At 69.8% G+C, this 13,643-nt stretch carries 10 protein-coding genes; 9 read left to right on the forward strand and 1 reads right to left on the reverse strand.

Features of this window, described 5'->3' with window-relative positions; translation table 11 throughout:
• Positions 1–6 precede the first annotated feature (6 nt).
• On the forward strand, positions 7–819 hold the full coding sequence (locus tag G6O54_RS08865; RefSeq protein WP_165223415.1) for an SDR family NAD(P)-dependent oxidoreductase: 813 nt from the start codon (positions 7–9) through the stop codon (positions 817–819).
• A complete protein-coding gene (locus G6O54_RS08870; RefSeq protein ID WP_165223417.1) occupies positions 816–1,688 on the forward strand; it encodes a sugar phosphate isomerase/epimerase family protein in 873 nt (290 codons plus the stop codon). Before G6O54_RS08865 ends, G6O54_RS08870 begins: the two co-directional genes overlap by 4 nt.
• Here the strand turns inward: G6O54_RS08870 and G6O54_RS08875 are convergent.
• On the reverse strand, positions 1,678–4,884 hold the full coding sequence (locus G6O54_RS08875) for a CehA/McbA family metallohydrolase (protein WP_165223419.1): 3,207 nt from the start codon (positions 4,882–4,884) through the stop codon (positions 1,678–1,680). The genes G6O54_RS08870 and G6O54_RS08875 overlap by 11 nt on opposite strands.
• A 250-nt stretch (positions 4,885–5,134) precedes the next feature.
• Between G6O54_RS08875 and G6O54_RS08880 the strand changes: the two genes are divergently transcribed.
• The 7 genes from G6O54_RS08880 to G6O54_RS08910 all read left to right on the forward strand — a co-directional run bounded on the left by G6O54_RS08880 (position 5,135) and on the right by G6O54_RS08910 (position 13,600).
• Positions 5,135–5,905: a DUF1559 family PulG-like putative transporter gene (locus tag G6O54_RS08880; protein ID WP_165223421.1), complete on the forward strand. Its 771-nt coding sequence runs from the start codon at positions 5,135–5,137 to the stop codon at positions 5,903–5,905.
• 143 nt (positions 5,906–6,048) lie between these two features.
• Positions 6,049–7,269 (forward strand): enolase C-terminal domain-like protein, encoded by a 1,221-nt coding sequence (locus G6O54_RS08885; RefSeq protein WP_165223423.1) that lies wholly within the window; start codon positions 6,049–6,051, stop codon positions 7,267–7,269.
• Positions 7,266–8,183: a dihydrodipicolinate synthase family protein gene (locus G6O54_RS08890; RefSeq protein ID WP_165223425.1), complete on the forward strand. Its 918-nt coding sequence runs from the start codon at positions 7,266–7,268 to the stop codon at positions 8,181–8,183. Before G6O54_RS08885 ends, G6O54_RS08890 begins: the two co-directional genes overlap by 4 nt.
• The gene (locus G6O54_RS08895) at positions 8,180–9,067 is read left to right on the forward strand and encodes an alpha/beta hydrolase (protein WP_165223427.1); all 888 of its coding nucleotides are present in this window, start codon (positions 8,180–8,182) and stop codon (positions 9,065–9,067) included. Before G6O54_RS08890 ends, G6O54_RS08895 begins: the two co-directional genes overlap by 4 nt.
• Positions 9,060–9,731 carry a GntR family transcriptional regulator gene (locus G6O54_RS08900; RefSeq protein WP_165223429.1) on the forward strand — a complete coding sequence of 224 codons (672 nt, stop codon included), beginning with the start codon at positions 9,060–9,062 and terminating at the stop codon, positions 9,729–9,731. The genes G6O54_RS08895 and G6O54_RS08900 overlap by 8 nt, the downstream gene beginning before the upstream one ends.
• 31 nt (positions 9,732–9,762) lie before the next feature.
• Positions 9,763–12,162 carry a PSD1 and planctomycete cytochrome C domain-containing protein gene (locus G6O54_RS08905; protein WP_165223431.1) on the forward strand — a complete coding sequence of 800 codons (2,400 nt, stop codon included), beginning with the start codon at positions 9,763–9,765 and terminating at the stop codon, positions 12,160–12,162.
• 31 nt (positions 12,163–12,193) lie between these two features.
• Entirely contained in the window at positions 12,194–13,600 is a 1,407-nt protein-coding gene (locus G6O54_RS08910) for a DUF1501 domain-containing protein (protein WP_165223433.1), read from the forward strand.
• The last annotated feature ends 43 nt before the right edge of the window (positions 13,601–13,643 follow it).

Below are 13,643 nucleotides of genomic sequence, written 5' to 3' on the forward strand. Positions count from 1 at the left end.
ACCGGCATGAGCCGTCGGTTGGTGGGGCAGACGGCCTGGATCAGCGGGGCGGCCTCGGGCATCGGCGAGGCGACCGCACGGCTCTTCGCGGCCGAGGGCGCGCGTGTGGGCCTCGCCGACCTCCAGGCCGATCGCGGCGGCGATGTCGAACGCGCGATCCGGTCGGCCGGCGGCGAGGCCCTGTTCGTCCCCTGCGACGTCACGCGCGAGGACTCGGTCCGGTCCGCGATCGACGACGTGGCCGGTCGCTTCGGCGGCCTGCAAATCGTGGTCAACTGCGCCGGCATCGTCCACGGCAAGCTCCTCCACGAGTACGACGCCGCGGATTGGGACCGGTTGATGGCGGTGAATGTCCGCGGCATCTTCTTCGCGATCAAGCACGCCCTCGCCCACCTCCGACTCAACGAGCGCAGCTACGTGGTCAACATCGGCTCGATCAGCAGCTTCGTCGGCCAGGCGGGCACGCCGGCCTACACGGCGTCCAAGTTCGCGGTGCTCGGGCTGAGCCGGTCCATCGCCCTGGACTACGCCGACATCGGCCTGCGGTGCAACTGCGTCTGCCCCGGGATCACCGACACGCCGATGCTCCGCCATCACCTGCACGCGACTCCGGACCCCGCCGCGACCCTGTCGAGGCGGCTCCATCGCGTGCCGACCGGCCGGGCCCTCCCGCCGGACGACATCGCCCGATCGGTGCTCTACCTGTCCTGCGAGGATTCGGCGGGAGTCACGGGCACCTCGCTGACCGTCGATGGCGGCTACCTCGCGGCCGCCGAGTGGGAGACCTCCCGAGTCACCTTGCCGAGCGACCTGCCATGAAACTCCGACTGGCCTGCGCCGACTTCACCTTCCCGCTGCTCTCCCACGACCAGTCCCTGCGGCTGATCGCCATGCTGGGGTTCGAGGGGGTGGACATCGGCCTCTTCGAGGGCCGCTCGCACCTCTGGCCCTCCCGCGAGTTCGTCGACGTGTCGCGGTCCGCGGGCGAGCTCCGCCGCAAGGCGGACGACCTGGGCCTGGACGTCGCCGACGTCTTCCTGCAACTGGCCCCGGACTTCCGCCCCTGCGCGATCAATCACCCCGAGCCCGCCCGGCGGGCGGAGGCCCGCGACACCTTCCTGGAGGCCCTGGATTACGCCTCGGTCTGCGGCTGCCGCCACGTCACGATCCTGCCGGGGGTCCACTTCGAGGAGGAAGGATACGACGCCTCGTTCGGCCGGACCGTCGAGGAGCTCGCCTGGCGGGTCGACCAGGCCGGTCAGCGCGGGATCGCGCTGGGGACCGAGGCGCACGTCGGCTCGATCGCCCCCGACCCGGCCGGCGCCGAGCGGCTGGTGACGGGCGTCCCCGGCCTGACGCTGACGCTCGACTACACGCACTTCACCCGCGCCGGCCTGCCCGATTCCGCGATCGAGCCCTTGCTCGCTCACGCCGGCCACTTCCACGTCCGCGGCGCCCGCCCCGGCCGGCTCCAGGCATCGTTCAAGGACAACGTCATCGACTACGGCCGCGTCGTCGACCGGATGCGCGCGCTCAACTACCCCGGCTGGGTCGGCGTCGAATACGTCTGGACCGACTGGGAGCACTGCAACGAGTGCGACAACCTGTCCGAGACGATCCTCTTCCGCGATTTCCTTCGCGGGCTCCCCGATCGGCCGGGCGATTCGATGGGGACCCTCACGGCGTGACCGCCATCGCGCGGAATCTCTCCTGCGCCTCGCGGAAGCGGACCTCGACCTGGCGACGATCGTCGGCGGTGGCGAAGCGGTTGCGGGCGGCGACGGCCCGGAGCATCTGGTCGATCCAGCCGACGAAGAATTCGGCATCCCGCCGGCTGGCGATCTTCTTGCCGGCCACCGCGACGTACACGGGGCTGGTGTGGGCCCAGGCGGGCCCGTCGAAGAGGTCCGGGTGATCCGGGCCCCGCACCCGCAGGGCCACCCAGCCGCTCCGCTCGAAGGGCAGCTCGGCCTCGAGGCGGCCGGACCGCACCCCTCCCGCGTCGCCCGCATTGAAGTCCTTGCGGGCCGCCACCTCCCCGTTCACGATGACCTCGATCCGGTCGAACGGCACCCGGCTCTCCACGGTCGCGATCACGCGAACCTTGCCGGCCGCCTCGAGCGCGATCGCCTCGCCCGGGCCCTTGCCGTCGACCTCGAGCATCGGCATGGGGCCGTTGGTGACGAAGCTCCGGCCGGCCTTCAGGCCCTCGAGCCAGCCCCGCATCGTGAGCGGCCCGTCGGCCTTCACGTAGACCCGGTCGCCCCCGAGCGGGTCGGTCGAGCGGTCCAGCAGCGCATCGGTGCCGACGCACGCCGAGAGCCTCAGGCCGCAGTTCAGGAGCCGATACCAGAGCTCGGTCGAGCGATCCTCGTCGCTGTTGTACGACATCAGGTCGACCGCGTGGACCACGCCCAGCACCGCGTCGATCGGCAGCTCCCGCGCGGCCCCGCTGGGCTCCGACGGGTCCTTGCCGAACGGCGACGACTGGCCGGAAAACATGGGATGGCCGTAGGTCACGACGCCTCCCTGGCGGACGGCTTCGGAGGCCGCCGCGAAGTTCGCCGGGAAGTCGTTGCGGTTCGGCGTCCCGTCGAAGCCGGTGTATTGCGGCTCGACCAGGCGGCCGATGCCGAAGAACTGCATGTGCCCGTAGATGGTGCTCCGCAGCTCCTCGCCGAACGCGACGAGGTGACGATCCGTCGACACGGCGTGCGGCTTGCCGGTGATCAGCTCGGCGTCGCGGACGTCGTCGCCGGCGCTGTTCGACGCGCAGAGGTTGACGAAGCTCACCCCCTCCGCGCGGGCCGCCACCAGCGCATCCGCGGGGGTCACGCCGATGGGGCCGCCGGTGTGCAGGTGGACGTGCGAATCGCCCGAGTACCAGCCGCGTGCCGCCAGGTCGGCCCAGCGGCCCAGGCGCACGGCCTGGGCGTCGGGGCTCGCGGGGTCCAGGTTCAACTCCTGCGGGACCGACTCGATGCCGCCGTCGACCCGCATCCGCGCCGGCCCAGGAGGCAGGTCCACCTCGAAGGATCCGTCGGCGTAGAAGTACGAATCGCCCCGGGTCGTCTTCCGCAGCGGGGCACCCGCCGGGCCGTAAGGCCGGCCGTCGCTGCCGACGATCCGGACGCGCGCGGCGGCCGGCGCACCGTCTCGGAGCAGGCTGACGCGAGTCGGCCGCGGGCCGAAGTCGGAATCACCGAGGACCAGCCGGAAGACCGTCCCCTCGTAGCCGACGAGCAGCAGCTCGCCGCCGTGGTCGACGCCGAAGGAGACGATCCGCTGGGGCGACTCGACGATCTGCCGGATCCGGGTCAGCCGGCGTCCGGCCTGGGTCATCGCCCAGATCCGCTTGGATTCGAAGTCGCCGAAGATGTAGGCGCCCTGGTACGACGCGTTGCGCGTCCCGCGATAGACGTATCCCCCCGTGACCGAGGGCCCGTACTTGCGCCGGTAGGCCAGCACCGGCGGCGTGTACGCCACGCCCGGCCTGCGGTAGCGGTCCGAGAACGTCATGAACCCTTCGTGGACATTCCAGCCGTGATTCTCGCCGGCGCGGGCGATCGTGACTTCCTCGAACAGATTCTGGCCGACGTCGCCGACCCAGAGGTCCCCGGTGAGCGTGTCGAAGCTGAACCGCCAGGGCATGCGGAAGCCCTTGGCCCAGATCTCCGGCCGCACGGACGGGCCGGCGTTCCGGAAGGGGTTCGTCTCCGGGATCGCGTACTCCCTGCCATCCTGTCGGCGGTCGACGTCGATCCGGAGGATCGACCCGGTCAGCAGGCGCGGGTTCTGGCCATGGCCGTCCGGGTCCTCCTGCGGCCCGGCGTCGCCCGCGCCGATGTACAGGAACCCGTCCGGCCCGAACGCCAGCATGCCGCCCCAGTGGATGTCGGTGTCCTGGTGAATCTGGAGGATCCGCCTGGAGGAGACGCCCGCGTCCCGCCGGAGGTCGGGCGTCGCCTGCCGCTCGACGATCACGGGCGAGAAGAAGCTGCCCTGGTTGCGGACGTGATAGTTCACATAGTACTTGCGATTCTCGACGAAGTTCGGGTGGAAGGCGAGGCAGACCACCCCCTCGAAGTCACCGGTCGTCGCCTCGCCGCTGAGGTCGACGAACAGCTCCTTCCGGTCGCCGGGGTTGCCTTCCTCGACCCGCCAGATCTTCCGCGACTTCTGCTCGACGACCAGGAACGCCCGGCCGCCGCCGGGCACGGCGACGACCCAGACGGGGTGATCGAACCGCATGCCCTCGCCGAACAGCGGGGCGAGCCGGATCGGCCTTTCGACGGGGGGGATCTCGATCGGCATGCCGTCGAACCCCGGCGTCCCTTCCGACTGCTTCAACGAGGCGAGGTAGGCGATCAGGTCCGCGAACGCCCCGACCTTCAGGGTCTTCTCCAGGCCGACGGGCATCAACGAGGCCTCGCTCCGCTTCTCCGCCTCGACGTCGCCGATCGGCAGCGTGACGAGCTTGCTCTCGGCGTCGAGCAACCGGAGCTCCGTTTCGGTCCGCCTCAGCAGCACGCCCGTGAAGACCCTGCCGTCCTTCGTCGATGCGACGATCGTGCCGTAATCGGGGTGGACTGTCGCGCTCGGCTCCAGCACCGACTGGATCAGTTGTTCCCGGCTGTACTTGTCGCCGACAACTTGCAGGCTTGGCCCCGCCCGCCGCTCATCCCCCTCGACGACATGGCATTTGGCGCAGCCCACCTCGGTCGACTGGAAGACGGCCTTCCCCCGCGCCGGGTCGCCTCCCACGAGCCCGGCCTGACGGTATACGGCCAGGTCGTCCCGCTCGATCGTCCGCACGGCGAGGGCGAGCGGAAGGGCGGCGAGCAGGATGAACGAGGACACGATCGCGAGCACGATTCGCCGCATGAGTAGCCCCCCGGACCGCCAGCAAGACCCGCCGCGATTAGACCACGGCCGATCGCCGCGTTTCCAGGGCGCCCCCCACTCGATGATTCACCGCGACGTTTGTAGGATGGAGTGGGCCGTCTCGGGAAGGGAGCCGAGCCGGGCGCAGGCCGTTGACCCCGCCAGTGCCCCGTTCCCGATCGCATCGCGGACCGCGTCTGGCGTCACAGAAAGCGTCGCGTTTGAGCCCAGCGACCGGGGAGTTTCCATCATGCCCGGCACGTTCGACCACGATCCGGAGTTCGCCGGCACGATCCAGAAGCCGCGGCGTCGGCGATACCAGATCCTGAAGCACCTGGGCTGTCTGGGCGTAATGGTGCTGTGGCTGATTCTGTCGACGCTGGCGTACGAGCACGGCAGACATGCCGCCTCTCGCGGCTGGTGCGGCAACAACCTCAAGCAGATCGCCCTGGCGATGCGGAGCTACGAGGACGACTACCACGCCTTGCCGCCCGCCTGCACGGTGGACGCGAACGGCCGGCGGCTCCATAGCTGGCGGACCTTGATTCTGCCCTACCTCGATCAGGAGGCACTCTACAAGTCCATCGACCTGTCGAAGCCCTGGGATGATCCGGCGAACGCGAAGGCACGGGCGGCCATGCCGAGCGTCTACCGCTGCTACCTATCAAAAGCGCCCAAGAATACCACGACGTACCTGGCCAACGCGGCCGAGGGCGGTTGCCTGGTCCCGGGCCGGCCCCGGCGGCTGGACGAGATCACCGACGGGCTCCTATGGACGTTGCTGGCGATCGAGGTCGACGAGCCGCACGCCGTCCCCTGGATGGCCCCGATCGATGCCGACGAGGCCCTCATCCTGGGCCTCTCTCCGGGCTCGAAGCTCACCCACGCCGGGGGCGTCAACGCGGCGTTCGGTGGCGGCGACGCGACGTTCATGAAGGCCACGAAGCCGGCCCAGACGCGCCGCGACTGGATCTCGATCGCCGGCGGCGACGGGATCTGTCTCGAAGGGTATTACGATTGACGTGACGATCCCGAAGCTCCCCGGGCGGCCCGGCCTGACCTGCCTCACCCAAGTTTTCGGAGGAGTTACTTGACGCGGATGACCTGGTGCCGGAATCTATGTTCGAACATTGTTCGGACGTAGTCTGAAAACGGGGCATGGTCTTGAAGATCGCATCCGTCGCCGCCCTCCGGATCAGACAGCCGGAGTTCGAGGATTTCACCTGGTGGGCGACTTCGCCGCTTGACGCGCTCTACGAGGAAGGGCGGCGGCAACGGGATCAGGGGGCGGCGCTGTTCAACAGGACGATCGACTCCCGCGACGACGACGTCTTCCATGTCCTGGTGCGAGTCACGACCGATGACGGCCTGACGGGGCTTGGGGCCATCGGGCTGGGCTCGCGGGCGATGGCCGACGCGGTCGAGCGGCTGCTGGCGCCGCTCATCCTGGGCCGAAACCCGTTCGACGTGGAACTGCTCTGGGAGCTGATGTTCCGCTCGACCGTGAATATCGGGCGCAAGGGGCTGATCCTTGAAGCGATCAGCGGGATTGACATTGCGCTCTGGGACATCCTGGGCAAGGCGACCGGCCAGCCCGTGTATAACCTGCTCGGCGGTCGGACGCGGGAGAAGATCCGTGCCTACGCGAGCTACCTCTACGCCGACCGCGACCTCGACCGGTTCGCCCGCATGGCCAGGGGTTACGTCGAGGCCGGATTCACCGCCGTCAAGATGCGGTTCGGCTATGGCCCGTACGACGGCCGCGCGGGGATGCGGAAGAACGTCGAGCTGGTCCGGACGCTCCGGGAGGCCGTGGGCGACGACGTCGACGTGATGGCCGACGCCTACATGGGCTGGACCGCGCAGTACGCCATCGAGATGATCCGCCTGCTCGACGACTACCACCTCGCCTGGATCGAGGAGCCGGTCTTGCCCGACGACCTCGACGGCTACGCCCGCATCCGCGCCTCGACCCGGACCGCGATCGCCGGGGGCGAGCACGAGTTCACGCGGTACGGATTCAAGGAATTGATCACTCGCGGGTGCGTCGATTATGTCCAGCTCGACGTCAACCGCGTCGGCGGCGTCACCGAGGCGCGCAAGATCTGGGCGCTGGCCGCGTCGTTCTCTCTGCCGGTCGTGCCGCACTCGCAGAACTACCATAACCAGCACCTGATCATGGCGCACCTGAACTCCCCGCTCTCCGAGTACCTCCCGCCGGATTACCGCGACGGCGACACATTCCTGTCCGAGCTGTTCATCGGTGACGCCGTCGCCCGCGACGGGCACATCACGCTCTCCGACGCGCCCGGGATGGGGGTGGAATTGAATGAGGCGGTCGTCGCCGAGTACCTGCTGCCCCGTGATGGAGGATCGCCGCGATGAAGGCTGATGCCTCGGGCGTCTACCCGATGCTGGTCCCGTTCTACACGGCCGACGATCGCGTCGACCACGCGCTCTGGCGCCCCCAGGTGGATGCGGCGGTCCGCCACGGCTGCCACGGGATCGGCGTCATGGGCCTCGGGACCGAGGTCAACAAGCTCTCGTCCGCCGAGCGCCGCGAGGTCGTTCGATCGGTCGCCGAGGCGCTCGGCGGACGGCTCCCGCTCTCGGTCACGGTCGGCGAGAACACGGTCCGGGGCCAGATCGAGTTTGCTCGGTTCGCCGTCGAGCACGGCGCCGCCTGGCTGATCCTCCAGCCGCCGTCCGTGTCCGACCTGCCGGAGATTGAGCTCCTGCGGTTCTTCGGCGCCGTGGCCGACGCGGTCCCGGTGCCGATCGCCGTGCAGAACGCGGCCATCTACCTGGGCATCCAGCTCACCGCGGCTGGCCTGGTCTCGCTCCACAGGCAGCACCCCAACATCAGCCTCCTGAAGACGGAGGATCCGCCCGACGTCACGGCGCGGCTGATCGAGGAGACCGGGGGCGTCCTCCGCGTCTTCGTCGGCCGGGGCGGGCTGGACATGATCGACGAACTTCGGGCCGGGGCCGTGGGGATCATCCCGGGCGTCGAGACGATCGACCGAACCGCGCGCATCTTCGACGCCTTCCGGGACGGCCGCGAGGTCGAGGCGGAGGCGGCCTACGGCGAGATCCTGCCGACCCTGGTCTACGTCGAGCGGTCCATCAACCATTTCGTCACGGCCTCGCGCGAGATCCTGGCCCGTCGCCTGGGGGTGGCTCCGGTCCGCCACCGGCTCGGCAAGGACCTCGGCGACTTCGGCCGAGAGATGGTCGCGAGGTGCTCGCGATCGCTCGGTCCCCTGGCCGCCGGCGACGCGGCGGGAGTCTCCTCATGAACGTCCTGCGCCTCGGGATCGTCGCGATGGTCCTGACCTCGGCATCGGCCCGCGGTGAGGATGTCCGGTTTCAGGCCGGGATCATCTTCTCGGAGCCGGGCGGCGAGTCGCTCCGGCTGGACCTGGCACGACCGGCCTCGGGCGACGGGCCGTTCCCGGCGGTGATCTGCATCCACGGCGGCGGCTTCTCCGGCGGTCGTCGCGAGGACTACGACGACCTCTGCCGCAAGTTCGCCCGCCGGGGCTACGTGGCGGTGACGATCGACTATCGCCTGGCCCCAAGGCATCGCTGGCCGGCCCAGATCCACGACGTCAAGGCGGCCGTCCGCTGGGTCCGCGCCCATGCCGGGGAGTACGGCATCGATCCCGAGAAGATCGCCGCGATGGGCGCCTCTGCCGGCGGCCATCTGGCCCAGTTCCTCGGCGTGACGAACGACGTCCGCGAATTCGACGGGGACGCCGCACCGGGTGCCCCGTCGAGCCGGGTGGCGTGCATCGCCGCCTGGGCCCAGGCCAGCGACTTCACCCGGGAGTATGGCGTCTGGAAGGGGGCGGCCGAGGCGTTCCGCGGATTCCTGGGGGCGGAGCTGACGGCCGACTCGCGGAGGCTCCACGTCCGCGCCAGCCCGCTCTTCTGGGTGACGCCCAACGCGGCCCCGTCCCTCCTGGTCCATGGGACGGCGGACAGGGACGTCCTGTTCGCCCAGTCGGCCTGGATCTACGAGCGGCTCGTCTCGGCCGAGGTCGACGCCGAGCTGGTCCGGATCGAGGGGGGCGGCCATGGCCTGGCTGGTGCCCATCTCGAACAGGCCGAGCGCGCCACGTTTCGGTTCTTCGATCGCCGGTTCCGGCCGATGGGGCCGGGGGAGGCCTCTCATGACTGACGTGCTGGCCGGCGCGGGGATGTCGAAGGCACGCCACGCCTTCCTGGAACTCCGCGAGCAGATCCTCGACGGCCGCCTCCCGCCGGGGACGCACCTGACGTTGCGGCCGATCGCGAAGTCGCTGGGCATGAGCGTCGGGGCCGTCTCCGAGGCGGTCCGAGAGCTGGTCCACGAGCAACTCGTCGACTTCGAGCCGAACTACGGGGCGCGCGTGAAGCGGTTCGACTCGGAGACCGTGCGCTGCCAGCACATCCTCCGGATCGCGATCGAGTGCGAGGCGATCCGTCGCTGCACCGATCGGATTTCCGGCCGCGAGCTTGACGAGCTGGAGGCACTGGCGCGAGAGGTCGACCGGCTGGTCGACGTCGAGGAGGACCTCTCCAAGGCGCGGCGGCGCGACCTGGAATTCCACCTGCGGATCGCCGACCTCTCGGGCATCCCGACGCTGGCAGGCGTGCTCCGTTCTTGCCACCTCGTCCGGCTCTTGGCCGTCGAGGCCTCGCCGGGTCACGAGGCAATCCCGATCCCGAACCGGACGCACATCGAGCTGGTCGAGGCGATTCGAAGCCGCGACCCCGACGCGTCCGAGCGGGCGATGCGCGACCACTGCGAACGCTCGCTGCTCCTGCAACAGCGACGGGCCCTGGGCATGGTGTCCCGCTGATTGGAAACGGCTTCGGCTCGGAGGCGATCCCGTGAGCACACGCCGGAAGACAATCATCGTCGCGACGTCCTGGCTCGTTGCAGGGTGGGCATCGGCTGCGCCCGCCCTCGCGGCCGATGATGCGGCCGCCAGGTTCTTCGAGGACAAGGTCCGCCCCACGCTCGCCGATCGCTGCTACGAGTGCCACGGCCCGGCGTCGGGCAAGGGAAAGGCGAAGCTCCGCGTCGATTCGCGCGAGGCGCTGCTCCGCGGCGGCGAGTCGGGCCCGGCGATCGTCCCGGGCGAGCCGGATCGGAGTCTCCTCCTGCTCGCGATCCGTCACGACGGCGCCGTGGCGATGCCGCCGAAGTCCAGGCTCGACCAGGCCGAGATCGACGCCATCGCCGCGTGGGTCAAGGCCGGGGCTCCATGGCCCTCGGAGTCCGGCGCCCGGGCCGACGCCGCCACGCCGGCCGGCGGCTTAGCGGGATGGGGCAAGGAGGCGCGCGCGTTCTGGGCCTTCCAGCCGCTGACGTCGCCGAGCCTTCCCGGCGTCGCCGACCCGAAGTGGGCGCGATCGCCGATCGACCGATTCATCCTGGCCCGGCTGGAAGCGGCCGGGCTCCATCCCTCCCCTCCGGCCGACCGTCGGACCCTGATCCGCCGCGCGACGATCGACCTGATCGGCCTGCCGCCGATGCCGGAGGAGGTCGAGGCGTTCGTGCGGGACGCGTCGGCGGACGCCTTCGACCGCGTCCTGGACCGGCTGCTCGCCTCGCCCCACTATGGCGAGCGGTGGGGCCGGCACTGGCTCGACGTCGCCCGATACGCCGACAGCAACGGGATGGACGACAACCTCGCCTACTCCGACGCCTGGCGGTATCGCGACTACGTCATCGCCTCCTTCAACGCCGACGAGCCGTTCCCGCGATTCCTCGAAGCACAGCTCGCCGGCGACATCCTGGCCGGCTCCGACCCGAAGCGTCGCGACGAGCGAGTCGTCGCGACCGGCTTCCTGGCGATCGGCCCGAAGATGCTCGCCGAGGACGACCCGGTCAAGCAGCAGATGGACATCGTCGACGAGCAGCTCGACACGACGTGCCGCACGTTCCTCGGGCTGACCATGGGCTGTGCTCGCTGCCACGACCACAAGTTCGACCCGCTGGCGATGGCCGACTATTACGCCCTCGCCGGGATCTTCAAGAGCACGCGGACGATGCTCAGCTTCCGCGTCGACTCCAAGTGGAACGCGACCGGCCTCGAGACGGCCCAGGCCGCCCTGCGACTCGAAGACCTCGAGACGATCATCGACCGCCACGACAACGCCCTGGTCAACGGCAACACCAACGCGATGCCCGCCGAGGAGCGCGCGGCCCGGGCCAGGCTCCTCGAGGACGCCAAGGCCGAATACGCCCGAATCCCCAAGGCCATGTCGGTCGCCGAGGGGAGCGTCGGCGACGTCCCCGTCTTCCTTCGCGGCAACCATCTGACCCCCGGGCCCGTCGTGCGTCGCGGCTTCCCGACCATCCTGGCCGGCTCCGACCAGGCCCCCCTGCCGTCGTCGCAGAGCGGCCGGCTCGAGCTGGCACGGTGGCTGGGGAGCCCGACCAACCCGCTCACGGCGCGGGTGCTCGTCAACCGGGTCTGGCGGTGGCACTTCGGCCGGGGGATCGTCCCGTCCGCGGACAACTTCGGCAGGCTCGGCCAGGTACCTTCCCACCCCGAATTGCTCGACTGGCTGGCGACCCGATTCATCGCCGACGGCTGGTCGATCAAGGCCCTGCACCGGCGGATCTTGCTCTCGCAGACGTATCAAATGAGCACGTCCTGGGACGAGAAGGCCGCCCAGGTCGACCCCGAGGATCGGCTCTTCTGGCGGATGCGGCGGTCGAGGCTCGACGCGGAGACGCTCCGCGACGCGATCCTGGCCGTCTGCGGCCTGCTCGACCCGGCGTCGGGCGGCCCGCCTATGGCGTCCAAGCCGTTCCAGAACCTGACGGCCACCGGCGATGCGAGCCGGCCGACGCTCTACGAGTCGCGGAGGCGGAGCGTCTACCTGCCGATCCTCCGCGGCGCCCTCTACGACCAGTTCCAGGCGTTCGACTTCCCCGACCCGGCGGTGGCCAACGGCGACCGGGTCGCCACGACCGTGGCCTCGCAGTCCCTCTTCCTGATGAATGGCCCGCTGATGAAATCGGCGCCCGCACAACTGGCGAGGGCGCTGCTCGACCGGGCGGGGATCGCGGATGAGGACCGGCTCCGCGACCTCTGCCTGCGGCTCTTCGCCCGGCCGGCGGGCGAGGACGAGTTGAGGGGCTGGGAGGCGTTCCTCCGACGATATCAGGACGCGCGGTCGCTGGCGTCCGAGAAGCCCGAGGATCGACGGAACCTGGCGTGGCAGGGACTCTGCCGTGCGCTGATGTCGTCCAACGAGTTCCTGTACATCGAATGATGTCCCCGGACGAGACCGAGGGAGATGCGCGATGAGTGGCAACCTATCATCCCGTCGGCGATTCCTGGAGCAGGCCGGTGCCGGATTCGGCGGCCTCGCCCTGTCGGCGATGCTGGCCGACGAGGCGAGGGCCGCGGGCGCCGTCAACCCTCTCGCGGTGAAGTCGCCGCATTTCCCGGCGAAAGTGAAGCGGGTCATCCTCCTGTTCATGTTCGGGGGGCCGTCGCACCTGGACACGTTCGACTACAAGCCGAGGCTCACACGAGACGCCGGCAAGCCGCTGGCGCCGGAGAAGCGGCCGAGGGTCGTCTCGTTCCCGAACCGGATGGGGAACCTCGTCGGCTCGCCGTTCGAGTTCCGCCAGCACGGCCGGAGCGGGACGTGGGTCAGCTCGCTCTTCCCCGAGGTCGCTCGCCGCGTCGACGACCTCTGCGTCATCAATTCGATGCACTGCTCGAATTCGCGGCACGGCGGGGCCGTGCTCGAGTGGCACACGGGGAGCGACACGTTCGTCCGGCCCAGCTTCGGGTCGTGGGTCACGTACGGACTCGGGACCGAGAACCAGAACGTCCCGGGCTACATCACGATCTGCCAGGACCTGTCCCAGGGCGGCGCGAACAACTTCGGCTCGGGGTTCCTCCCGGCCATCTACCAGGGGACGACGCTCGGCCATTCGGGGATGAAGCCGAAGGATGCCAGGATTCCATTCATCGGCGATGCGTCGGGCCGCCGCGACATCCAGCGACTGGAGCTCGACCTGATCGCCGACGCCGAGCGTCGACGCGCCCCGCTCCGCGGGCCCGACAGCGAGCTGGACGCCCGGGTCGCATCCTTCGAGCTGGCCTTCCGGATGCAGGCCGAGGCCCCGGAGCTTCACGACCTCTCGAGGGAATCGAAGGCAACCCGAGACCTCTACGGCCTCGACGACCCCGTGACCGCCGACTTCGCCCTGCAATGCCTCCTGGCCCGGCGATACTCCGAGCGCGGCGTCCGGTTCGTCCAGTGCAACGTCGGCGGCTGGGACGCCCACAACAACCTCAAGGCCGATCACGGCAAGCTCGCCAGGTCGATCGACCGGCCGATCGCCGGCCTCCTGGCCGACCTCAAGGGGCATGGCCTCTGGGACGACACGCTGGTCATCTGGGGCGGCGAGTTCGGCCGGACGCCGACCTGCGAGGGGACCGACGGTCGCGACCATAACCCCCACGGATACACGATGTGGCTCGCCGGGGGAGGCGTCAAGCTCGGGATCACCCACGGCAAGACCGACGAGTACGGCTATTTCGCCGTCGAGGACAAGGTCCACGTCCACGACCTCCACGCGACGATCCTGCACCTGCTCGGCCTCGACCACAAGCGGCTGACTTACCGCCATGCCGGCCGCGACTTCCGCCTGACCGACGTCTACGGCGAGCTCGTCGAGGGCATCCTCGCCTGAGCCCGCTCGTCCTCTCGCAGAGCCCCACCCGATCGAAGGGAGA

This window comes from Aquisphaera insulae, from assembly GCF_011064615.1.
Taxonomy (GTDB): domain Bacteria; phylum Planctomycetota; class Planctomycetia; order Isosphaerales; family Isosphaeraceae; genus Aquisphaera; species Aquisphaera insulae.

Bases quoted from the DNA above. Each gene is read 5' to 3' on its own strand.
- G6O54_RS08900 (WP_165223429.1), top strand. From the start codon at position 9,060: ATGACTGACGTGCTGGCCGGCGCGGGGATGTCGAAGGCACGCCACGCC.
- G6O54_RS08865 (WP_165223415.1), top strand. From the start codon at position 7: ATGAGCCGTCGGTTGGTGGGGCAGACGGCCTGGATCAGCGGGGCGGCC.
- G6O54_RS08875 (WP_165223419.1), bottom strand. From the start codon at position 4,884: ATGCGGCGAATCGTGCTCGCGATCGTGTCCTCGTTCATCCTGCTCGCC.
- G6O54_RS08895 (WP_165223427.1), top strand. From the start codon at position 8,180: ATGAACGTCCTGCGCCTCGGGATCGTCGCGATGGTCCTGACCTCGGCA.
- G6O54_RS08890 (WP_165223425.1), top strand. From the start codon at position 7,266: ATGAAGGCTGATGCCTCGGGCGTCTACCCGATGCTGGTCCCGTTCTAC.
- G6O54_RS08880 (WP_165223421.1), top strand. From the start codon at position 5,135: ATGCCCGGCACGTTCGACCACGATCCGGAGTTCGCCGGCACGATCCAG.
- G6O54_RS08870 (WP_165223417.1), top strand. From the start codon at position 816: ATGAAACTCCGACTGGCCTGCGCCGACTTCACCTTCCCGCTGCTCTCC.
- G6O54_RS08910 (WP_165223433.1), top strand. From the start codon at position 12,194: ATGAGTGGCAACCTATCATCCCGTCGGCGATTCCTGGAGCAGGCCGGT.